This is a genomic window from Streptomyces sp. NPDC059696, assembly GCF_042733745.1.
In the GTDB taxonomy this organism is placed as follows: Bacteria; Actinomycetota; Actinomycetes; order Streptomycetales; family Streptomycetaceae; genus Streptomyces.
Map to the genome: position 1 here is coordinate 218702 of NZ_JBHWFG010000005.1, position 21032 is coordinate 239733.

The 21032-nt window shown below is 73.4% G+C and carries 19 protein-coding genes; 8 read left to right on the forward strand and 11 right to left on the reverse strand.

Going from position 1 to position 21032, the window contains the following annotated elements; genetic code table 11:
• Positions 1-272: 272 nt before the first annotated feature.
• The gene (locus tag ACFV20_RS07750; protein ID WP_385653746.1) at positions 273-1802 is read left to right on the forward strand and encodes an MFS transporter; all 1530 of its coding nucleotides are present in this window, start codon (positions 273-275) and stop codon (positions 1800-1802) included.
• Positions 1803-1811: 9 nt separating this feature from the next.
• Here ACFV20_RS07750 and ACFV20_RS07755 read toward each other — a convergent pair whose 3' ends face one another.
• Positions 1812-2267 (reverse strand): VOC family protein, encoded by a 456-nt coding sequence (locus tag ACFV20_RS07755; RefSeq protein ID WP_385653624.1) that lies wholly within the window; start codon positions 2265-2267, stop codon positions 1812-1814.
• 74 nt (positions 2268-2341) lie between these two features.
• Entirely contained in the window at positions 2342-3208 is an 867-nt protein-coding gene (locus ACFV20_RS07760; RefSeq protein WP_385653625.1) for a helix-turn-helix domain-containing protein, read from the reverse strand.
• A gap of 124 nt (positions 3209-3332) precedes the next feature.
• Between ACFV20_RS07760 and ACFV20_RS07765 the strand changes: the two genes are divergently transcribed.
• Positions 3333-4241: a polysaccharide pyruvyl transferase family protein gene (locus ACFV20_RS07765; RefSeq protein ID WP_385653626.1), complete on the forward strand. Its 909-nt coding sequence runs from the start codon at positions 3333-3335 to the stop codon at positions 4239-4241.
• A gap of 104 nt (positions 4242-4345) precedes the next feature.
• Positions 4346-4666, forward strand: coding sequence for a hypothetical protein (locus tag ACFV20_RS07770; protein WP_385653629.1), 321 nt, complete (start codon positions 4346-4348; stop codon positions 4664-4666).
• Between the two features lie 15 nt (positions 4667-4681).
• Here the strand turns inward: ACFV20_RS07770 and ACFV20_RS07775 are convergent, their stop codons facing one another.
• The 3 genes from ACFV20_RS07775 to ACFV20_RS07785 form a co-directional block, all read right to left on the reverse strand.
• Positions 4682-5668 carry a glycosyltransferase family 9 protein gene (locus ACFV20_RS07775; protein ID WP_385653632.1) on the reverse strand — a complete coding sequence of 329 codons (987 nt, stop codon included), beginning with the start codon at positions 5666-5668 and terminating at the stop codon, positions 4682-4684.
• A gap of 350 nt (positions 5669-6018) precedes the next feature.
• Complete coding sequence (locus tag ACFV20_RS07780) at positions 6019-6600, reverse strand: HAD-IIIA family hydrolase (protein WP_385653634.1); 582 nt, start codon at positions 6598-6600, stop codon at positions 6019-6021.
• Positions 6597-7598, reverse strand: a complete 1002-nt coding sequence (locus ACFV20_RS07785) for a glycosyltransferase family 2 protein (protein ID WP_385653636.1) — start codon at positions 7596-7598, stop codon at positions 6597-6599. Before ACFV20_RS07785 ends, ACFV20_RS07780 begins: the two co-directional genes overlap by 4 nt.
• A gap of 147 nt (positions 7599-7745) precedes the next feature.
• On the opposite strand from ACFV20_RS07785, the gene ACFV20_RS07790 reads away from it, so the two are divergent.
• A complete protein-coding gene (locus tag ACFV20_RS07790) occupies positions 7746-8531 on the forward strand; it encodes a polysaccharide deacetylase family protein (RefSeq protein WP_385653637.1) in 786 nt (261 codons plus the stop codon).
• A gap of 28 nt (positions 8532-8559) precedes the next feature.
• Entirely contained in the window at positions 8560-9000 is a 441-nt protein-coding gene (locus tag ACFV20_RS07795) for an SRPBCC family protein (RefSeq protein ID WP_385653639.1), read from the forward strand.
• Positions 9001-9082: 82 nt separating this feature from the next.
• On the opposite strand, the gene ACFV20_RS07800 is transcribed toward ACFV20_RS07795, so the two are convergent.
• The 5 genes from ACFV20_RS07800 to ACFV20_RS07820 all read right to left on the reverse strand — a co-directional run bounded on the left by ACFV20_RS07800 (position 9083) and on the right by ACFV20_RS07820 (position 15719).
• Positions 9083-10234, reverse strand: coding sequence for an XdhC family protein (locus ACFV20_RS07800; RefSeq protein ID WP_385653641.1), 1152 nt, complete (start codon positions 10232-10234; stop codon positions 9083-9085).
• Positions 10235-10274: 40 nt separating this feature from the next.
• Positions 10275-11732 carry an NCS2 family permease gene (locus ACFV20_RS07805; protein ID WP_385653642.1) on the reverse strand — a complete coding sequence of 486 codons (1458 nt, stop codon included), beginning with the start codon at positions 11730-11732 and terminating at the stop codon, positions 10275-10277.
• 110 nt (positions 11733-11842) lie between these two features.
• On the reverse strand, positions 11843-14242 hold the full coding sequence (locus ACFV20_RS07810) for a xanthine dehydrogenase family protein molybdopterin-binding subunit (protein WP_385653644.1): 2400 nt from the start codon (positions 14240-14242) through the stop codon (positions 11843-11845).
• Positions 14243-14244: 2 nt separating this feature from the next.
• Positions 14245-14829, reverse strand: a complete 585-nt coding sequence (locus ACFV20_RS07815; RefSeq protein ID WP_385653647.1) for a (2Fe-2S)-binding protein — start codon at positions 14827-14829, stop codon at positions 14245-14247.
• Positions 14829-15719: an FAD binding domain-containing protein gene (locus ACFV20_RS07820; RefSeq protein WP_385653650.1), complete on the reverse strand. Its 891-nt coding sequence runs from the start codon at positions 15717-15719 to the stop codon at positions 14829-14831. Before ACFV20_RS07820 ends, ACFV20_RS07815 begins: the two co-directional genes overlap by 1 nt.
• Before the next feature lie 306 nt (positions 15720-16025).
• Here ACFV20_RS07820 and ACFV20_RS07825 point away from each other — a divergent pair, with 306 nt between their 5' ends.
• Positions 16026-17699, forward strand: a complete 1674-nt coding sequence (locus ACFV20_RS07825; RefSeq protein WP_385653652.1) for a PucR family transcriptional regulator — start codon at positions 16026-16028, stop codon at positions 17697-17699.
• A gap of 165 nt (positions 17700-17864) precedes the next feature.
• Positions 17865-18632, forward strand: coding sequence for a hypothetical protein (locus ACFV20_RS07830; protein WP_385653654.1), 768 nt, complete (start codon positions 17865-17867; stop codon positions 18630-18632).
• Positions 18633-18950: 318 nt separating this feature from the next.
• Here the strand turns inward: ACFV20_RS07830 and ACFV20_RS07835 are convergent, their stop codons facing one another.
• Positions 18951-19841, reverse strand: coding sequence for a GntR family transcriptional regulator (locus ACFV20_RS07835; RefSeq protein ID WP_385653655.1), 891 nt, complete (start codon positions 19839-19841; stop codon positions 18951-18953).
• 175 nt (positions 19842-20016) lie between these two features.
• On the opposite strand from ACFV20_RS07835, the gene ACFV20_RS07840 reads away from it, so the two are divergent.
• Positions 20017-20868, forward strand: coding sequence for a (2Fe-2S)-binding protein (locus tag ACFV20_RS07840; protein ID WP_385653656.1), 852 nt, complete (start codon positions 20017-20019; stop codon positions 20866-20868).
• The last annotated feature ends 164 nt before the right edge of the window (positions 20869-21032 follow it).

The following is a 21032-nucleotide window of genomic DNA, read 5'->3' on the forward strand; positions in this document are numbered from 1 at the left end:
TCCTGTCCTCCTTGGTGCCCGCATCCTGCACGGTCGACGCGGTATCCGTGGCGGACCACCGTCACATGGCCGGGGAGGCCGTCCTCACACGACCGAGGGGTTGCAGAAGGGCCCGTTCGGCGGTATTGACGTGACGCCAGAGGCGGCAGATGCCCCGTGATGCGGCATGTTTCCCCCGGGCGCAGACTGGGCTGGTGAGCAACGTGCGCCCGGGGCGCGGGACCGCGTCCCCCTCCCGAACCGCGCCGCACCAGTCGCTGGCGCTGGCGGCGATGATGTTCGCCGTCGCCATGACCTTCATCGACCAGACCATCGTGTCGATCGCGGCTCCGGACATCGTCCGCGAACTGGGCCTGTCGTCCTCCGGGATGCAGTGGGTGATCAACGCCTACCTGCTGGCCCTCGCGGCGTTCTTCGCGCTCGGTGGGCGGCTGGCGGACCTGTACGGGCCGCGCCGGGTCGTCGTCATCGGCACGCTCGTGTTCGTCGTGTCGTCCGTGCTGTGCGGCTGCGTCCCCGAGGGCGACGCCGCACAGGCCTGGCTGATCTTCTTCCGGGCCACCCAGGGGATCGGGGCGGCACTGCTGTTCCCCGCGGCCCTGGCCGTGGTGGTGGCCGTCTTCCCGGTCGAGCGGCGCGGTCGCGCCCTGGCCCTGTTCTTCGGCGTCACCGGTGCGCTGACCGCCATCGGACCGCTGCTCGGCGGCTGGCTGACGGACTGGACCTGGCGGGCCGTGTTCTGGGTCAACGTCCCGGTGGCGATCGTGGCGCTGGTGCTGACGGCTCTGGCCCGCATCCCCGACCGGCGGCGGTCCGGCACGCTGGACGTGCCGGGTGCCGTGCTCATCGCCATCGGCATGGGTCTGAGCGTCCTCGGCTTCCAGCAGGCATTCTCCTGGGGCTGGGACAGCTGGAAGACCTGGCTGTGCATCGCGGGCGGTCTCGCGGTGCTGGCCGGGTTCGTCCGCTACGAACGCGGAGTGGAGCATCCGCTGATCGACCTGCGGGTCTTCCGCGACAAGGCGTTCAGCGTGGACGCGCTGGTGCTGTTCTTCGCGATGCTGGCGTTCGTCCCGCTGTTCTTCTTCGCCTCCGTCTACGCGCAGGTGTCGCTGAGCGCCTCGCCGAACCAGGCGGCGCTGTTCCTGCTGTACGTCTTCGTGGGCTTCGCGATCGCCTCCCAGTGGGGCGGCCGGATCCTCGACAAGAAGGGCGCGCGGCCGGCCCTGAAACTGGGCGGCGTGGTGGGCGCCGTCGGGTTCGCGCTCTGGGCGGGCGAACTCACCAACCTGACCATGCACGACCAGTGGCTCTACGCCGCGCTGTCCGGGGCCGGGATCGGCTTCATCCTGGCCCCGGCGTCGACGGACGCCGTGAACCGGGCCATCGGCGCCTCCTACGGCGAGGTCACCGGCATCACGCAGACGGTGCGCAACTTCGCGGCCAGCGTGGGCATGGCGATCTTCGGCACGATCCTGACGCACGTCACGACCGACAACGTGACGGGCACCCTGGAGTCCCGGGGCGTGCCCGCCGGGACGGCCGAGAGCGTGGCGCGCGACGTCACCGAGTCGGTCACGGGCAACGGCGACGCCCGGCCGCCGACCGGCACCGGGCCCGCCGCCGAGGCCACCCGGGACGCGATGTCCGCGATCCGCATGGACTTCGCGGAGGCCAACCAGTGGGTGTTCTACGGCATGGCCATCGCGCTGGGCATCGCCTTCCTGTGCGCCCTGCGGCATCCGGGCGGCACGGTGGAGTCGAACGCGACGGTGCGGGAGCCGGCGGCGCAGACCCGCTGACGCGGCCCGTCAGGAGGCGAACGACTCGTCCGTGCGCCGCTGGATCTGCTCCGGTGTCAGCTCCTCGATGGTCCGGGAGATCATCCAGAGGTGGCCGAACGGGTCGGCGAGCCGGCCACCGCGCTGCCCGTAGTGCTGGTCGGCGACGGGGTGCACCACGGTCGCCCCGCCCCGCACCATGGCCCGGGCCACGGCGTCGGGGTCGGACACGTCGAGCGCGATGATCACCGGGCTGCCGCCGAGGGACGTCGGCGCCGGGTCGCCCGCGTCGGCGTCCTTGACCGCGATCGCCGCGCCGCCGAGGCGCAGCATCGCGTGCACGATCCTGCCGTCGGGTCCGGTGTACCGTTCGCGCTCCTCGGCGCCGAGCGCGGCACGGTAGAAGTCGACCGCCCGGGCGGCGTCGGAGACCACGAGCCGTGCGTACAGCCGGGTGACGGGGGGTTCTGCGGGTGCGTTCGTCATGCCCCCACGATCGCCGGTTCCGGCGGGCGTGGATTGTAGAAAACCGACACCCGGGCGCGGCCCGCAGGGCTGGTTCACCCGCCGAGCGGAACGTGGTTGGGTTCGCCCGGCGAGCGCGGGACGTACGCGGTCGGGGTGATGCCTGCGAGGGCGCGGAACTCGTGGATCAGATGGGCCTGGTCGTGGTAGCCGCAGTCCGCGGCCAGGGCAGCCCAGTCCGGCGGCCCGTGCCCGGCGTTCACCCGGCGCAGCAGCCGCTGGAAGCGCCGGATCCGGGCGTACCGCTTGGGGGCGAGCCCCAGCTGGTCGGTGCAGCGGCGGGTCAGTGTCCTGGGGGTCCAGCCCAGCCGGTCGGCGACCTCGGCGACGGGCGTGCCGCGGTCGAGCAGCGCGGCGGCGAGACGGACCGCCGGGTCGGGCTCCAGGGGGCGCCGCGCCCGCTCCAGCAGGACCGTTTCCAGCACCCGCAGCGCGGCCTGCGGTCCGCCGGCCGCCACCGCCTCCAGCAGCCGCTCGCGCAGCACCAGACCGTGCGTGCCCCACAGTTGGTCGAGGCCGGCGAGTTCGTCGCGGAGCGCGTGGACCGGGGCGTCGAGGAAGGGGTGGACGCCGGCGGGGCGGAACGCCACCCACAGGACGGCCCGTTGCTGCGCGGGGTCGATCAGGGCCGGCGCCGTGAACGGCCCGTGCAGGGCCGCGCCGCCGGTACGCCGGTCCGCGCCCGTGCGCGTGGACGTGGACGTGGACGAGGACGAGGACGAGGACAGGGCGTCGGCGTCCAGGTTCACCAGGAGTTGCGCCGCCCCCGTGGGCAGGGCCACCTCGACGGCGTGCGCGCACCGCGCCTCGGCGTAGCCCATCGCGCCGATCAGCGGCACGAGCGCGGGCACCGAGGGCCGGACGGTGAGGGCGGCGGGTGTCCGCCCGGCCGTACGAGCCATGGGTCCACCCTACGGCCGTGCACCGCTCCGTTTCACGCCCGGTGACAGGACGGTCGGTGACCGTAATGCCCTGAATGTCTCAGCGTGGGACGGGAACTCAGGGCCTGTGCACACACAACAGGGCATGCGACCGCGCAGGGTGCTGCTCACCGGGTGGTTCAGCTTCCGGGACCGGGAGGCGACCGCCGGGGACGTGCTGGCCCTGCGCCGGGTGGAGGACGTCATGCGGGGGACGGGCATCCCCTACGACGTCGCCTGGAGCCCCCGCTTCCGTCCGGAGGCGTTGCATCTGGACCGGCTGTGGCCCGAGGACTACACCCACCTCGTCTTCGTGTGCGGCCCGCTGCACGGGCCGCAGGTCGAGGAGCTGCACCGGCGGTTCGCGCACTGTGTGCGGATCGCCGTCGGCACCTCGGTGATCGACCCCGGCAGCCCGGCGGTGACCGGCTTCGACCGGGTGCTGCCGCGGGACGGTCCGGACAGCGAGCCGGTGGAGGACCTCGCGGCCCGTGCCCCGGACGTACCGGCGCGTCCCGTGGTCGGGGTGATCCTCGCGCACGGGCAGCACGAGTACGGGCGGCTTCGGCGGCACGGGCAGGTCGCCGAGGAGGTGACGCGCTGGCTGGCCGGCAAGGACTGCGGCAGGCTGGAACTGGAGACCCGGCTGGACACGCACGACTGGCATCTGAGCGCGACGCCCGCGCAGCTGCAGTCGGTGCTGGCCCGGCTGGACCTGGTCGTCACCGACCGGCTGCACGGGCTGGTGATCGCGCTGCGGGTGGGCACGCCGGTGCTGGCCGTCGACCCGGTGGCGGGCGGCGCCAAGCTGACCGCGCAGGCCCGCGCCTGCGGCTGGCCCGCGCTGGTGCCCGCCGAGCGGCTGGACGTGCGGCAGCTGGACCGCTGGTGGGACTGGTGCCTGACCGGCGGCCGGGTGATGGCGCGGCAGATCCGCGACGGGTTCCGGGAGGGCACCGTGCCCGACAGCGCGGACCGGCTCGTCGAGGCGCTGGCGCGGCCGGTGCCCGGTTAGCGCGGGGGCCCCACGGGGCACCCGCTTGCATGTCCCCCGCCGTACTTCCACCGCCGCACGTCCCCCTGACGGAGAGACGGTCCGGCCGCCCGGAAGGAGAGAGCGTGTCCATCGGCCGACTTCCCGAGAACGAGCAGCGCATCCTCGACGAGATGGAACGGGCCCTGCGCCGCGACCGTCGCCTCGACCGCAAGCTGCGCACCCACCGAGTCAATCGCCGCCCCGATCCCGCCCTTCTCCTGGCCCGTGTCGCCTCCTATCGCCCCCGGGTGTGGACCGTGGCGGTCCTGCTCGCGGTATCGACGGGGCTGATGGTGGCCGGGATCGTCACGGCGGAGCCGGGGGTGATCTGGGCGTTCGCCGCGATATGGCCGCTGACGATGTTCGCCGGGTTCCGGCTGATGTGCCGGTGGTGCGGGAGCTGAAGGCGTCCCGTCCCGCTACGGCCGCGGCCCGCCGGGCACTTCGCTCAGTTCGCCGACGGCGCGCAGGACGTCGTCGGTGGTGATGCGCAGGAGCGCCGGGTCGGGCCGGCGGCCGTGCGGATCTCCTTCCGGGCCGTACCACAGGGCGCGGTGGCGCGGGTCGGCCGGCGGGCCCCAGCGGCTCGGCGCGACCGGGCCGAACAGGGTGACGGAGGGCGTGGCGTGGGCCACCGCGAGGTGGGCGATGCCCGTGTCGCCGCTGATGACGGCGTGGACACCGGCGACGAGCGCCGACAGCCGTTCGAACGGGAGGCCGCCGCCGAACACGTCGGTGTCCGGCAGACCGGCCTCCTTGGCGAGCCGGGCCACCAGGTCGCCCTCGGCCGCACCGCCGGTCACCACGACCCGCAGCCCCCGGGCACGCAGTGCGCCGGCCACAGCCGCGTACCGCTCGACGGGCCAGCAGCGCGCGGGCGACCCGGCGCCGGGGTGCAGGACGACCGCGCCGGGCGCCGGGGACGCGGTGGACGGGCGGGGCAGCAGCAGGTCGCCCGGGTCGGCTTCGATGCCGTAGGCCCGCAGCAGGCGGCACCAGCGATCCCTCTCGTGCTCCTGCGCGTACCAGGGCGGGCCGTCGATGCCGGGCAGGTCCGGGTGGGCGAAGGCGAGCAGCTTCCGCGGGCGCAGGTCCAGCAGCAGCAGGTGACTGGGCGTGCCGTTGCCGTGCAGATCGACGGCGACGTCCGGGGGCGGGCCGGTCCAGTCGAGTGTGCGCGGGACGGCCCGGCCGGGGGCGGAGGCGGGCAGCAGCCGGTCCACGGCTCCCGTGGCGGCGGCGACCGGAGCGAGCTCGGCGGGCGCCGCCAGGACGAGTTCGTGCCCCGGGTGGGACCGGCGTAGCGCGCGCAGGGCGGGGACGCCGGTGAGCAGGTCCCCGAGCCCGAGGGCACGCAGGACGAGGAGACGGGGTCGGGCGGGCTGCGCCCCTTGGTCCGAGGTCATGCCAGCAGCCTGCCGCCCCGCCCCCGGCTCCGCCGCCGCAAGCACACCCATCGGGTGCCACGCGAACCGGCGAGCGGCGGTCACGGGCACGCCCATCGGATGCCGCGGGAACTCGTGAGCGCCGGTCACGGGCACGCCCATCGAGTGCCGCGCGAACCCGCGAGCCCCGGTCACGGGCACACCCATCGGATGCCGCGCGAACCCGCGAGCCCCGGTCACCGGCACACCCACCGGATGCCGCGCGAACCCGCGAGCCCCGGTCACCGGCACACCCACCGGATGCCGCGCGAACCCGCGAGCCCCGGCCACCGGCACACCCACCGGATGCCGTGCGGACCCGTGAGCGGCGGTCACGGGTCTGTCGTGAACGCCTGCCGGATGGGGCGTTCGTCGGCGAGGACGCGGCCCTTCGGGGGGCCGTCCAGCAGCGCCCGGGCCGCGGTCAGCAGGTCCGGGGCGACGTGGTCGGCCCGGGCGGTCTCCTCGGGGCGGGTGTGCCCGTTCGGGACGAGGATGCCGTGGGCACCGGCCCGGCGCGCGGCCTCGGCGTCCGCCGCGGTGGAGCCGATGACGGCGAGCCCGTCGGGTCCGGTGCAGATCCGGCCGCCCGCCCACAGCAGCATGCCGGGCTGCGGCCTGCGGCAGTGACAGCCGTCGTCGGGGGCGTGCGGGCAGACGGCGAACACGTCGAAGGGGCCGAGGAGTTCGTCCACGCGGTGGTTGACCCGGCGCACGTCGGCATCGGTGAGCACCCCGCTCGCGACCCCCGGCTGGTCGGTGACGACACCGGTGCGGATGCCGCGCCCGCGCAGCAGCGCGAGTGCCTCGCGAGCGCCCTCGACGGGACGCACCCGCTCGGGGTCGGCGTTGTCCGGGACGTCCTCGACGAGTGTGCCGTCACGGTCGAACAGCACGGCCTTGACCGGGCTCACGGGGTGGCCTCCTCCTGCCAGGCGGGGGTGTGTCGGTGGCGCCAGGCACCTGCCAGCCGGTGCCAGGTCGCGGTGGGCGGGATGAGCACGCTGGTCGCCAGCATCGTCGTCACCTCGTGGCGGGTGCGCGGGCCGGGGGCGATGCGGGCGCGGGCGAACTCCGCCGTGCCGGCCGCCCAGCCGAGCGCGCAGGCCGTGGCGGCACGGCCGTGCCCGGTCGCCGCGAGGGCGCAGGCGGCGAGGCCCGCGGTCGTGATGGCCGCGTGGGTGCGGATCCGGCCGCGCGGCGCGACGGCCTTGTCCCACCAGTCGGGGCCGTGCAGATGCCGCATGAGGGCGTCGTCGGCGTTGCCGCGCTGCCGGCGCACGGACGCCCAGCGGGAGGCGGGGCGCAAGGGGTGGCGGGTGGTGCGGCGGCCCTGCCGGATGCGCCAGCCCGCGTCGAGGACGCGCAGCGCGAGGTCGGCGTCCTCGCGGAAGGCGCGTCGGAAGCGTTCGTCGAAGCCGCCGACCTGCTTGAGGGCCTCGGTGCGGTAGGCCATGTCGGCGGTGACCCAGTGGGCCCGGACGAGTCCCGCGGTGTCGCGTTCCCAGTCGGTGGGGCGGCGTTCGCCGGGCAGCGGCACGGCGAGGACGCCCTGGACGCCGGCGGTGTCGGGGGACGCCCCGGCGAGGTCCTCGGCCAGTTGCTCGCACCAGCGGGCCCCCACCTGGACGTCGTCGTCGAGGAACACGGTCCAGGGTGTACGCACGGCGCGCAGCCCGGTGTTGCGGGCGGCGGCGGGCCCACGACCGCCGCCGGCCAGCACGACGGTGCGCTCACGCAGGTCGCCGAGGACGTCCAACGGGTGCCGCAGCGCCCCGGGTTCGGGATCGGGCCGGTCGTCGACGAGGACGATCTCCTCGGGGTGCGGCCCGGTCGCGGCGGCGAGCGCGGCGAGACAGTCGGCGAGGGTGTCCGGCACGAGAGTGGGGATCACGACGGCGTACGAGGTCATCCGGGCGCCCCTCCCTCCGACGGTGTACGCGGAACTGCCGTGCTGGCGAGTGCCGCGGTACGGCTCGCTCAAACACCAGGTCAGGTCCGTCAGGGAACACCTCGGCGACTATAAACCACGCGTATACACGCAATGTATAGTCCCGGCATGCCTTCTCTGACCCAGAAGATGAAGAAAACGGGGACCGCGTTCCGAACCGCGACACTCGCGGCGACCGCCGCTCTCACCCTCGCCCTGAGCGGTTGCGCGGGAAGCGGCACCACGGCTCCCAGCGCCGTGCGGGCCCGCCCGGTGACCGACGTGCAGCCGGCCCGTTTCGGCGCCGTCGACTGCCGCGAGGTCAAGTGCATCGCCCTCACCTTCGACGCCGGGCCGAGCGAGCACTCGGCGCGGCTGCTGGACGTCCTCAAGGAGAAGCAGGTCCCGGCGACCTTCTTCCTCCTCGGCAGGAGACACATCGAGAAGTACCCGGACCTGGTGCGGCGCATGGCCGACGAGGGCCACGAAGTGGCCAGTCACACCTGGGACCACAAGATTCTGACCCGGCTGAGCCCCGAGGAGATACGCGAGGAACTGGAGCGCCCCAACGACGAGATAGAACGCCTCACCGGCCGGCGTCCGACCCTGATGCGCCCGCCGCAGGGCCGCACCGACGGCACCGTCCACGAGATCTGCCGCGAACTGGGCCTGGCCGAGGTGCTGTGGACCGTGACGGCCAAGGACTACCGGACGACCGACTCCGACCTCATCACCCGCCGCGTCCTCGCCCAGGCCTCCCGGGACGGGATCATCCTGCTCCACGACCTCTACGACGGCACGGTGCCGGCGGTGCCCGGGATCATCGACGCCCTCAAGGAGCGCGGCTACGTCTTCGTGACGGTGCCCCAGTTGCTGGCGCCTGGACAGGCGGAGCCGGGCGAGGTGTACCGCTGACGCCGCGCCGGTTCCCTACGATCGGAGCGTGGCGAACTTCCTGCTCGAACGCACGGCCCCGCTCCCCCTCGACGAGGCGTGGCGGCGGATCACCCGCTGGCAGCGGCACGGTGACGCGGTGCCGATGACCGTGGTCAGGGTCGTGCCGCCCGGGCCCACACGCGAGGGGACTCTCGTCGTGGCCCGCTCGGGCGCCGGACCGCTGGGCTTCGACGACCCCATGGAGGTCACCGTGTGGCAGCCGCCCGTGGACGGGGCGGCGGGCCTGTGCCGGCTGGAGAAGCGGGGCCGTGTGGTGCTGGGGTGGGCCGAACTCGAGGTGCGGCCCGGGCCGGGCGGCCGTGCGCGGGTCATCTGGCGGGAGGAGATCCGTGTCCGGTTCCTGCCGTCGCTCTTCGACGGCGTGGTGCGGCACTCCTCGCGGTACGTGTTCGGGCGGGCCCTGAACGGGCTGCTCCGGCAGCCCTGAACCGCGTGCTCGACGCCGTGAACCGCCTGCTCGTGAGGCCCTGAACCGCCGGCTCGGACGCGGCCCGGCGCCCCGGCCCGGTTCAGGCCACCGACCCGATCCGCCCGGCCGTCGCCGGGCCCGGCTCGTGGTGGATCGGCGTGTGTGCCCCGGTCAGGGACACGCCGCTGCCGCCCCGCCGGCCGGCGACGATCTCCGACGCGATCGACAGGGCCGTCTCCTCGGGTGTGCGGGCCCCGAGGTCCAGGCCGATCGGCGAGCGCAGCCGGCTCAACTCCAGTTCGGTGACGCCCACTTCTCGCAGGCGGGCGTTGCGGTCCAGGTGGGTGCGCCGGGAGCCCATGGCACCGACGTACGCCACCGGCAGGCGCAGCGCCAGCTGCAGCAGGGGCACGTCGAACTTGGCGTCGTGGGTGAGGACGCACAGGACGGTGCGGGCGTCGACGTCGGTGCCCTCCAGGTAGCGGTGGGGCCAGTCGACCACGATCTCGTCGGCCTCGGGGAAGCGCGTGCGGGTCGCGAAGACGGGTCGCGCGTCGCACACGGTGACGTGGTAGCCGAGGAACTTGCCCATGCGCACCAGGGCGGAGGCGAAGTCGATCGCCCCGAAGACGATCATGCGGGGTGCGGGGACCGAGGACTCGACGAGGACCGTGAGGGGCGCCCCGCAGCGTGAGCCCTGTTCGCCGATCTCCAGGGTGCCGGTGCGGCCGGCGTCCAGGAAGGCGCCGGCCTCGGCGGCGACCGTGCGGTCGAGTTCCGGGTGGGCGCCGAAGCCGCCCTCGAAGGATCCGTCGGGACGGACCAGCAGCGCGCGGCCCGTCAGTTCGGGCGGCCCCGAGACGATCCGCGCCACCGCCGCCGCCTCTCCTTCGGCGGCGGCGGCGAGCGCGGACGCGACCACCGGGCGGACCGGATCGGCGGCCCGTACCGGGGTGACCAGGATGTCGATGACGCCGCCGCAGGTGAGGCCCACCGCGAAGGCGTCGTCGTCGCTGTAGCCGAAGCGCTCCAGGACGGTTTCGCCGTCCCGCAGCGCCTGTTCGCACAGTTCGTAGACCGCGCCCTCGACGCAGCCGCCGGAGACCGAGCCGATCGCCGTGCCCTCGGCGTCCACCGCGAGCGCGGCGCCGGGCTGGCGGGGCGCGCTGCCGCCGACGGCCACCACGGTGGCGACGGCGAAGTCACGGCCCTGCTCGACCCACCGGTTCAGCTCCTCGGCGATGTCCAGCATCTGTCTCGGTCTCCTTGGGGTTGCGGCCGGGGCGTGGGCGTCAGTGGACGCCCAGCCAGCTCTCGATCGGGTTGAGGGCGAAGTACACGAGGAACACCGCCGTGAGGATCCACATGAAGGCGCCGATCTCGCGCCACTTGCCCTGGGCTGTCTTGATGGCGACGTAGGAGACGACGCCCGCGGCGACGCCAGTGGTGATGGTGTACGTGAACGGCATCAGGACGACCGTGAGGAACACCGGGACGGCGGTGGCCCGGTCGGCCCAGTCCACGTGCCGGGCGTTCATCAGCATCATGGCGCCGATGACGACGAGGGCGGCGGACGCGACCTCCTGCGGCACGATCGCCGTGAGCGGGGTGAAGAACAGGCAGGCCGCGAAGAACAGGCCCGTCACCACGGAGGCGAGGCCGGTACGGGCGCCCTCGCCGACACCGGTCGCCGACTCGATGAACACCGTCTGGCCCGAGCCGCCGGACACGCCTCCGATCGCGCCGCCGGCCCCGTCGATGAACAGTGCCTTGGACAGGCCCGGCATGCGGCCCTTGTCGTCGGCGAGCTTGGCCTCGGTGCCGACGCCGATGATGGTGGCCATCGCGTCGAAGAACCCGGCGAGCACCAGCGTGAAGACGATCATCCCGACCGTCATCGCGCCGACCTCGCCCCAGCCGCCGAACCGCACGTCCCCGAAGAGCGAGAAGTCGGGCATGGAGACGGCGCTGCCGTGCAGTTCGGGTGCGCCACCGGCCCACTGCCGGGGGTCGATGACGCCGGCCGCGTTCAGGACCGCCGCGACGACCGTGCCGCTGGCGATGCCGATGAGGATGGCGCCCGGGACGTTGCGGGCCTGGAGCATGAAGATCAGCAGCAGGGTGCCCGCGAAGAGCAGCACCGGCCAGCCGGCCAGTTCACCGGCGGGGCCGAGCGCGAGGGGCGTGGCCTTGCCCTGGTGCACGAAACCCGACTTGTAGAAGCCGATGAGGGCGATGAACAGGCCGATGCCCATGGTGATGCCGTGCTTGAGCGCGAGCGGGATCGCGTTCATGATCATCTCACGCAGGCCGGTGACGACCAGCAGCATGATGACCACGCCGTACATCACGCACATGCCCATCGCCTGCGGCCACGTCATCTCGGGCGCGACCTGGGAGGCGAGGACTCCGGAGACGGAGAGCCCGGCAGCGAGGGCCAGGGGCACCTTGCCGACGAAGCCCATCAGCAGGGTGGTGAAGGCCGCCGCGAACGCGGTCGCGGTGATCAGGGCCGGCTGGGCGAGCGTGGCCCCGGCCGCGTCCTTGCCGGACAGGATCAGGGGGTTGAGCAGGAGGATGTACGCCATCGCCATGAAGGTCGTGATGCCGCCGCGCACTTCACGGGCGACCGTGGACCCTCTGTGGGATATGTGGAAGTACCTGTCCAGCCAGGACCGTCCGGCCGGGACGCGGGTGCCTTCACCCGCGTCGTCGGCTGTGGTCCTCGGCTCCAGTGATTGCTGGGTCATGGGTGCCGTCTCCCAAGTTTCAAAGGGGGTTGGGATGTTCACGACCCGGGGGACGGCCCGAGACGAACAAGGAGCCCTGGGGGACGAAGCCCCCAGGGGAACGTGACTGCTCAGCCCTCGGAGAGCTGGGTGCCCGTCAGGTGCTCGGGCCTCACCGGAGTCCGGTTCAGCTCGAGCCCGGTCGCGTTCCGGATCGCCGCGAGGACGGCCGGGGTCGACGACAGGGTCGGTGCCTCACCGATGCCGCGCAGCCCGTACGGGGCGTGCTCGTCGGCGAGTTCGAGGACGTCGACCGGGATGGTCGGCGTGTCGAGGATGGTCGGGATCAGGTAGTCGGTGAAGGAGGGGTTCTTGACCTTCGCCGTCTTCGGGTCGACGACGATCTCCTCCATGACCGCCACGCCCAGGCCCTGTGTGGTGCCGCCCTGGATCTGGCCGAGCACCGACAGCGGGTTGAGCGCCTTGCCGACGTCCTGGGCGCAGGCCAGTTCGATGACCTTCACCAGGCCGAGCTCGGTGTCGACCTCGACGACGGCCCGGTGCGCGGCGAAGGAGTACTGCACGTGCCCGTTGCCCTGCCCGGTGCGCAGGTCGAAGGGCTCGGTCGGCCGGTGCCGCCACTCCGCCTCGACCTCCACGGTCTCGCCCTCCAGCACGTCGGCCAGGTCCGAGAGGACCTCGCCGCCGTCGGTGACGACCTTGCCGCCCTCCAGGAGCAGCTCGGCCGTCGCCCAGGCCGGGTGGGAGGAGCCGAACTTGCGGCGCCCGATCTCCAGGACCTTCTCGCGGACCAGCTCGCAGGAGTTCTTCACCGCGCCGCCGGTGACGTACGTCTGCCGTGAGGCCGAGGTCGAACCGGCGCTGCCCACCTGGGTGTCGGCCGGGTGGATGGTCACCTGCGTGACGCCCAGCTCGGTGCGGGCGATCTGCGCGTGGACGGTGACGCCGCCCTGGCCGACCTCCGCCATGGCGGTGTGCACGGTGGCGACGGGCTCGCCGGCGACGACCTCCATGCGGACCTTGGCGGTGGAGTAGTCGTCGAACCCCTCGGAGAAGCCCACGTTCTTGATGCCGACCGCGTAGCCGACGCCGCGTACGACGCCCTCGCCGTGCGTGGTGTTGGACAGGCCGCCCGGCAGCTGCCGTACGTCGGCGCCCTCGCTGGACTCCCACTGGCGCTCCGGCGGCATCGGCATCGCCTTGACACGGCGCAGCAGTTCGGCGACCGGGGCCGGGGAGTCGACGGGCTGGCCGGTCGGCAGGAGCGTGCCCTGCTCCATGGCGTTGAGCCGGCGGAACTCCACCGGGTCCATGCCGAGCTTCGCGGCGAGCTTGTCCATCTGCGCCTCGTAGGCGAAGCACGCCTGGACCGCGCCGAAGCCGCGCATCGCGCCGCAGGGCGGGTTGTTGGTGTAGAGGGCGATGGCCTCGATGTCGACGTCCTCGACCACGTACGGGCCGACGGACAGGGAGGAGGCGTTGCCGACCACGGCCGGGGAGGCCGAGGCGTAGGCGCCGCCGTCCAGGACGATCCGGCACTTCATGTGGGTGAGCTTGCCGTCCTTGGTGGCCCCGTGCTCGTAGTACAGCTTCGCGGGGTGGCGGTGGACGTGCCCGAAGAACGACTCGAACCGGTTGTAGACGATCTTGACGGGCTTGCCGGTGCGCAGGGCCAGCAGGCAGGCGTGGATCTGCATCGACAGGTCCTCGCGGCCGCCGAACGCGCCGCCGACGCCGGAGAGCGTCATCCGCACCTTGTCCTCGGGCAGGCCCAGCACGGGCGCGATCTGGCGCAGGTCGCTGTGCAGCCACTGGGTGGCGATGTAGAGGTGGACGCCGCCGTCCTCCTCCGGCACGGCGAGGCCGGACTCGGGGCCGAGGAAGGCCTGGTCCTGCATGCCGAAGGTGTACTCGCCCGTGACGATCACATCGGCCCGCTCCCGGGCGGCCGTGACATCGCCGCGGACGATCGGCTGGCGGTGCACGATGTTGGGGTGCGGGACGTGACCGGCGTGGTGGTCGTCGCGGTTGTCGTGGACGAGCAGCGCGTCCGGGGCGGTCGCGGAGGCCTCGTCGGTGATGACGGGCAGCTCGCGGTACTCGACCTTGATCTTCGCGGCGGCCCGGCGCGCGGTCTCCGGGTGGTCGGCGGCCACGATGGCGACGGGCTCGCCGTGGTGGCGGACCTTGCCGTGGGCGAGGACCGGGGTGTCCTGGATCTCCAGCCCGTAGTTCTTCACGTCGGTCGGCAGGTCGTCGTACGTCATCACGGCGTACACGCCCGGCATGGCCAGGGCCTCGCCGGTGTCGATGGACACGATCTCGGCGTGCGCGACGGTCGAGCGGAGGATCTGCCCCCACAGCATGTCCTCGTGCCACATGTCGGACGAGTACGCGAACTCGCCGGTGACCTTGAGGGTGCCGTCGGGGCGCAGCGTGGACTCGCCGATGCCGCCCTTCGTCCGGGAGCCCTGGGTGATCTTCGTGGGGGTACCGCTGGGGGACGCCATGCTCAGACCGCCTCCGACTGCCGGGCGGCCGCGAGGCGGACCGCGTCCATGATCTTCTCGTAGCCGGTGCAGCGGCACAGGTTGCCCGACAGCGCCTCGCGGATGTCCGCGTCGCTCGGGTTGGGATTGCGCTCCAGCATCTCGTCGGCCGCGACGAGCAGGCCGGGGGTGCAGAAGCCGCACTGGACGGCGCCGGCGTCGATGAACGCCTGCTGGATGGCGGACAGCTCGGTGCCCTCGCCGGTCTGCGAGTCGGTGCCCTTGGCCTCCCAGTGCTGGGCGTCCTGCAGCGACGTACCGCAGGCGCCGGAGGCGCAGCCGCCGCCCTCGGCGCGCTGCCTGGCGAAGTCGGCGAGGCCCTCGACGGTGACGACCTCGCGGCCCTCCACCTGCCCGGCGGCGACCAGGCAGGAGCACACCGGCACGCCGTCCAGCCGGACCGTGCACGAGCCGCACTCGCCCTGCTCGCAGGCGTTCTTCGAACCCGGCAGGCCGAGCCGCTCCCTCAGCACGTACAGCAGGGACTCGCCCTCCCACACGTCGTCGGCTTCCTGCTGACGGCCGTTGACCGTGAAGGTGACACGCATCACGCAGCTCCCTCGGTGAGGCGGCGGGTGCCGCGGTAGGACTCCCAGGTCCAGGTCAGCGTGCGGCGGGCCATGACGCCGACCGCGTGGCGGCGGTAGCTCGCGGTGCCCCGGACGTCGTCGATCGGGTTGCAGGCGGCGGAGCACAGGTCCGCGAACTGCTTGGCGACCGACGGGGTGACGATCTTTCCGTTGTCCCAGAAGCCGCCCTCCTCCAGCGCGGCGTTCAGGAACTCCTCGGCGGCCTTGGCCCGGACGGGTGTCGGGGCGGCCGAACCGATCCCGGTCCGCACGGTCCGCGTCTCGGGGTGCAGCGCGAGCCCGAAGGCGCACACGGCGATGACCATCGCGTTCCGGGTGCCCACCTTGGAGAACTGCTGCGGCCCGTCGGCCTTCTTCACGTGCACGGCGCGGATCAGCTCGTCGGCCGCGAGCGCGTTGCGCTTCACACCGGTGTAGAACGCGTCGATGGGGATGAGACGGCTCCCGCGCACCGACTCCACCTCCACCTCGGCGCCCGCGGCGAGCAGGGCGGGGTGGGCGTCCCCGGCCGGGGAGGCGGTGCCGAGGTTGCCGCCGACGCCGCCACGGTTGCGGATCTGCGGGGAGGCGACCGTGTGCGAGGCGAGGGCGAGACCCGGCAGCTCGGCGCGCAGGTTCTCCATGATCTTGGTGTAGGGCACGGATGCGCCGAGCCGCACGCTCTCCTCGCCGACCTCCCACTCGGAGAGGTCGCCGATGCGGTTCAGGTCCAAGAGGTACTCGGGCCGGCGGTGGTCGAAGTTGATCTCGACCATCACGTCGGTGCCACCCGCAATCGGCACAGCTGTGGGGTGCTCGGCTTTCGCGGCGAGCGCCTCCTCCCAGCTGGCGGGGCGAAGGAAGTCCATGACCGGCTCTCTTCTTCGTCTTCTCGTGGGGCGTTCAGATTGAGCCAATCCGTGTGCGGCGGTCCCGGCTCGTTCATGTGCTGTTAACGCGTAGTGGCCTCAGTACACAGCGCGTTGCGCCAAGCGAGTCAGTCACGGAAACCATGAAGGAGTTGGCTGGCCAGGACAGGCATCTTGTAGATTCGTATGAACGGAGGCCCGTGGAAACCTCCTCGTTCTCCTGTGGAAACACGCGATACGACCGCGTGACCTGGAACACAGCCGGGGCAGGGCTTGAATTCGAGACAAAGAACGGCGGCGACGAGAATGCGGCTGCGCGCACTGCTGGACACCGATGCGCTGGGCCTCAAGCTGCTCGGCGGCGAGGACGAGCTGGACCGCACCGTCCGGGGTGTGATGACCACCGACCTGCGCGACCCCAGCCGCTATCTCGCGGGCGGCGAACTGGTGCTCACGGGCCTGGCGTGGCGCCGGGACGCCGACGACTCGGAGCCGTTCGTCCGGATCCTGGTGCAGGCGGGCGTGACGGCCCTCGCCGCGGGCGAGGCGGAGCTCGGTGACGTGCCGGAGGACCTGGTCGTGGCCTGCGCCCGGCACCGCCTGCCGCTCTTCGCGGTGCACGAGTCCGTGGCGTTCGCGACGATCACCGAGCACGTCGTACGGCAGGTCTCCGGCGAGCGCGCCGGAGACCTGGCGGCGGTCGTCGACCGGCACCGCCGGATGATGACCGCGGGACCGGCCGGCGGCGGCCCCGACGTCGTCCTCGACCTGCTCGGCACCGACCTGGACCTGCGGGCCTGGGTGCTCTCCCCCACCGGCCGGCTGATCGCGGGCTCGAAGGCGACGGGCCCCGCCCTGCCGCCCGAGGCGTGCGCCCGGCTCGCCGGGGAACACCTGGCCGCCACCCGGACGGGCCGCCGCGGCCCCCACCGCGTCACCCTGGGCGCCACGACGTACTCCCTGTTCCCGGTCCGCTCCACGGGCCGCTCCCCGCAGCCCGCCCGGGACGTCCGCGAGAGCGTCCTGGCGGACTGGCTGCTGGCCGTGGAGGCGGACGCCGGCGACTGGCCCGACGAGCGGCTGGATCTGCTCTACGGCGTCACCCAGCTCATCGCCGTCGAACGGGACCGCCGCGACGCGGCCCGCACGGTCCGCCGCCGGCTGGCCCAGGAGGTCCTGGAACTGGTCCAGGCGGGCGCGGCGCCCGCCGAGATCGCCGCCCGCCTGCGCGTGGCCGCGCCGGTGCTGCTGCCCGGCCTGGGCTCCGCGCCGCACTGGCAGGTGGTCGTGGCCCGCGTCGACTGGGAGGGCGAGGGGATCGAGGGCGGCCCGGTGGCGCAGGCCCTGCTGGAGGAAGTCCTCGTGGACCCCGCCGTCGCCGGGCCGGAGCACTCCGACCGCATCGCGGTGGCCCACACCGGTGACGAGGCCATCGCCCTGGTCCCGCTCCCCGCGGTCTCGGCGGAGCACGAGGGTCCGGAGCCCGGCGTCCACGCGGACACGCTCCTGGCGTCGGTACGGGAACCCCTCACGGCGGGCCTCGACGGCGACGGCCGGCTCACGCTGGGCGTCAGCGCGGCGGTCCACTCGGCGGAGGGGCTGCGCGGCGCGCTGGAGGAGGCCCGCCACGCCCGGCGGGTCGCGGCGGCCCGCCCGGGCCGCGTCTGCGCGGCCGGCCACCAGGAGCTGGCCTCGCACGTCCTGCTGCTGCCCTTCGTCCCGGACGACGTCCGCCGCGCCTTCACGGCCCGCCTGCTGGACCCGCTGCGGGACTACGACCGCCGCCACCGCGCCGAGCTGATCCCCACCCTGGAGGCCTTCCTCGACTGCGACGGCTCCTGGACCCGCTGCGCCACCCGTCTGCACCTGCACGTCAACACGCTGCGCTACCGGGTCGGCCGAATCGAGCAGTTGACGAGTCGTGACCTGTCGCGCCTGGAGGACAAGCTGGACTTCTTCCTGGCACTGCGGATGAGCTGATACGCGGGGTGTCCCGGGGGCAAACCCGGGGCACCCCGGGATCCCACGACTTTGTGAAATCCTTCACCCACCCTCTTGGCCCGGCCCGTCGATTCGTGCTGAGATGCCGCCACCACTCAACAGCTCGATGGCGTGCTCGGGGAGGGCAACGTGGCGCATACCGCCATGTCTGGTAACGGAACGACCGCCGGTGACGATCCCCTCCAGACCGCGGTATGGCGGCTGCGCTCACGCGGGTGCTGGTCCGACGCGGCCGCCCTGCTCCTGCCGGCCACACCGGCGGCGGCGCTGCAACGGGCGTCGCTCCTGGTGGAGCGGTGTCTGTACACCGAGCAGGGCTGGGAAGAGGCGGAGGACGCGCTGCGCACGGCCGAGGCGATGGCCCACAGCGACGACGAGCGGGGCGCGGCCGCTTGTGAACGCGGTTACTTGGCCTACGCGGCGACCCTGCTCGCGGTACGGGACCGGGCTGACGAGGCACGGGCGGCGCTCGGCCGGGCGGCGGCACTGCTCCCTCCCGGGGCTCCCGCGCGGGCGCTGCTGGACTTCCGTCGCGGTCTGCTGGCGGAGAACCTGACGAGCGCCCCCCAGGCCGCCCGCGCCGCATACCGCCGGGCCCACGCGGGCGCGACGGCGCACTCCGACCCGCTGCTGCTGTCGTTCACCTGGCGCCACCTGGCCGGACTCGCCCTGCGCGAAGGGGAGTTGGCGGAGGCACGGCACGGTTTCGCGGAGTCGCTGCGGCTTCGGGAGGAGCTGGGCTACCTGGTCGGTACGGCCCCGGCCCTGGTGTCCCTCGCGGACACGGAGACGGAGCCGGAGGCGTCGCGGCTGCGTGAGGAGGCGCGACGGCTGTTCCGGCTGCTCGGCGGCGTACCGACGTGGCTGTCCCGCCAGTTGGCTCCGCCGGTGCCGCCGGCCGCGACGGCGTAGGCACTCGGGGTCGCCGCTCGGGCCGGGCGGATCCGCGGCCCGGCGGAGCGGGGTGCCTCCCCCAAGCTCTCGGCTCCGCTGGCAGGGGGGACGCCCACGCCCACCCGTGCCGCCCCTGGCGGCACGACTGCCCGCAGCCGAGCGCTCCCGCACCCGCGTACGGCGAGAAGGGGACGCGTCGGGGGGTGTCCGCCCGCAGCGGTTGGCGCGTCAACGAACAGTCAGTCGGCATGTGCGTCCATCGCGCCGTTCCGAGGACGGACACCCCCCGGCGCGGCCCCGACCCACCACCCGGCGGCGGGCGCGGACCCCGGCCGCTCAGCCGACGGCGCCCGCCCCCGCGAAGTGCTCCCCCACCAGCGCCCTGACCACATCGAGATCCCGCGCCACCAGCGCGTCCAGCAACGCCGTGTGCTCGTGCGCGTCCGCCAGCAGATCGGCCCGCGCCCGCACCCCGCGCCCACCCCCGACCAGCGGCCACTGCGCCCTGCGGTGCAGGTCCTCCGCGATCTGCACCAGCTGCGCGTTGCCCGCCAGGGACAGCACGGCCCGGTGGAACCCCCGGTCGGACTCCGCGTAGGTGGCACGGCAGCCCGATGACGCCGCGCGGACCGTCGCCTCGGCGAGCGGGCGCAGCTCGGCCCAGCGCTCGGCGGGAACGGTGCGGGCCAGCCGCAGCATCACCGGGACTTCGATCAGCGCCCGGACCTCGGCCAGTTCCGCCAGCTCCCGAACGCCTCGCTCGACCACGCGGAACCCACGGTTGGGAACGACCTCGACCGCGCCTTCGAGGGCCAGTTGCTGCATGGCCTCCCGGACCGGCGTCGCCGAGACCCCGAACCGCTCGCCGAGCACCGGTGCCGAGTACACCTCGCCGGGCCGCAGATCCCCCGCCACCAGCGCGGCGCGCAACGCGTCCAGGATCTGCCCGCGCACCGAGGCCCGCTGCACCACGGGCCGGACCCGCGGGGCGACCGGCGCGGCCGGCTCACTGTGCGTGTGCTCGCCTCGCACGCCGCCGACCTGCCGCGGCACCCGCCCGGACCCGGCCGACGCAGCCGCCGACAGCGAAGCCGATCCTGACACCGAAGCCGATCGTGCCGCCGAGACCGGGCCTGACACCGAAGCCGGATCCGACGCCGAAGCCGCCGCGGCTCCCCACGGTGCGTGAGCCCCCGTGTCCGCAGAGCCCTGCGCTCCCTGCCTCACGGGTCCTCCTCCGGACGTATCGGTACTTGGGGTCATTACGGCGGGTTGTCACGCGCCCGTCAGCACCATAAGCGCCGAAGCCCCCGGTTCACAGCCCCGTTCAATTTCCGGCGATCTTCAGTAAGGTTAGGCTTACCTTCAAGAACCCCGTTTCTCCCGACGGATCGGTGATCACATGCCTGCGCCCGTTTCGGCCGTCTCCGGCGCCTACGCCCGCCTGGCCGACGTGCTCCCGGGCCTCGCCGTCACCGAACTGCACGCGGACGACGACACCCCCCGCGGCGACGGCTGGGCGGCGGCAGCCGACCTCGCAGCCGCCGGCCCCGCCCTCGACGCCTTCCTGGCGTGGGACGTGGAGCAGATCCGGCGCGACTACGACCGGCAGGCCCGGCCCGACGTCGTGGCCGGCTTCGGCCTGCACCGCTACGCATGGCCCGCCTGCCTCCTGATCACCGTGCCGTGGTTCCTGCACCGCCGGGTCCCCCGCTACCCCGTGACCCATGTCTCCTACGACCGCACCGCCCCGGGCCACGCCCTCGGACGCCTGGCCGTCCGCCCCGCCGGCTTCGCCTGCCTGCCCGGCGACGAGGCGGCCGGGCTGCCCGGCGCCCGGGTCGTCCCGGACGAGGAGGCGCTGCGGGCGGAGGTCCGGTCGGCGGTCGCCGAGCACCTGGAGCCGGTACTGACCGGCTTCGGCCCCCGGATGCGCCGCCGCGGGCGCGCCCTGTGGGGCATGGCGACCGACGAGATCGTCGAAGGCCTGTGGTACGTCGCCCAGTTGCTCGGCGAGACCGAGGAGCGGCGCGCCATGCGCGAACTGGAGCTGCTCCTGCCGGGCGCGACCAAGCCGTACGTGGGCACGGCGGCGTTCCGGGAGCTGACCGGCCCCGGCGGCGAGCCGCTGCTCACCCGGGACCGCGCGAGCTGCTGCATGTTCTACACGCTGCGCCCCGAGGACACCTGCACCACCTGCCCGCGCACCTGCGACACGGACCGCGTCACCAGGCTGCTGGCCACAGCCGGCTGACCGTAAGATCAGCACGCGAGATCATCACGCGACCGGCCACCCAGCCCCGGGGCCCGAGCACCACCTCCCGTCGGCGAATCACATCACCCCCACGGGTCACGGGAACTTTCCGGAGAACCACTCGTGCGGGTAGTCTTGTTCGAACTCAACTCCCGCCCCTCAAG

Excerpts from the sequence above, each read along its gene's own strand:
- ACFV20_RS07750 (WP_385653746.1), top strand. The coding sequence starts at position 273 with ATGATGTTCGCCGTCGCCATGACCTTCATCGACCAGACCATCGTGTCG.
- ACFV20_RS07755 (WP_385653624.1), bottom strand. The coding sequence starts at position 2,267 with ATGACGAACGCACCCGCAGAACCCCCCGTCACCCGGCTGTACGCACGG.
- ACFV20_RS07760 (WP_385653625.1), bottom strand. The coding sequence starts at position 3,208 with ATGGCTCGTACGGCCGGGCGGACACCCGCCGCCCTCACCGTCCGGCCC.
- ACFV20_RS07765 (WP_385653626.1), top strand. The coding sequence starts at position 3,333 with ATGCGACCGCGCAGGGTGCTGCTCACCGGGTGGTTCAGCTTCCGGGAC.
- ACFV20_RS07775 (WP_385653632.1), bottom strand. The coding sequence starts at position 5,668 with ATGACCTCGGACCAAGGGGCGCAGCCCGCCCGACCCCGTCTCCTCGTC.
- ACFV20_RS07785 (WP_385653636.1), bottom strand. The coding sequence starts at position 7,598 with ATGACCTCGTACGCCGTCGTGATCCCCACTCTCGTGCCGGACACCCTC.
- ACFV20_RS07790 (WP_385653637.1), top strand. The coding sequence starts at position 7,746 with ATGCCTTCTCTGACCCAGAAGATGAAGAAAACGGGGACCGCGTTCCGA.
- ACFV20_RS07800 (WP_385653641.1), bottom strand. The coding sequence starts at position 10,234 with ATGCTGGACATCGCCGAGGAGCTGAACCGGTGGGTCGAGCAGGGCCGT.
- ACFV20_RS07805 (WP_385653642.1), bottom strand. The coding sequence starts at position 11,732 with ATGACCCAGCAATCACTGGAGCCGAGGACCACAGCCGACGACGCGGGT.
- ACFV20_RS07810 (WP_385653644.1), bottom strand. The coding sequence starts at position 14,242 with ATGGCGTCCCCCAGCGGTACCCCCACGAAGATCACCCAGGGCTCCCGG.
- ACFV20_RS07815 (WP_385653647.1), bottom strand. The coding sequence starts at position 14,829 with ATGCGTGTCACCTTCACGGTCAACGGCCGTCAGCAGGAAGCCGACGAC.
- ACFV20_RS07820 (WP_385653650.1), bottom strand. The coding sequence starts at position 15,719 with ATGGACTTCCTTCGCCCCGCCAGCTGGGAGGAGGCGCTCGCCGCGAAA.
- ACFV20_RS07825 (WP_385653652.1), top strand. The coding sequence starts at position 16,026 with ATGCGGCTGCGCGCACTGCTGGACACCGATGCGCTGGGCCTCAAGCTG.
- ACFV20_RS07830 (WP_385653654.1), top strand. The coding sequence starts at position 17,865 with ATGTCTGGTAACGGAACGACCGCCGGTGACGATCCCCTCCAGACCGCG.
- ACFV20_RS07840 (WP_385653656.1), top strand. The coding sequence starts at position 20,017 with ATGCCTGCGCCCGTTTCGGCCGTCTCCGGCGCCTACGCCCGCCTGGCC.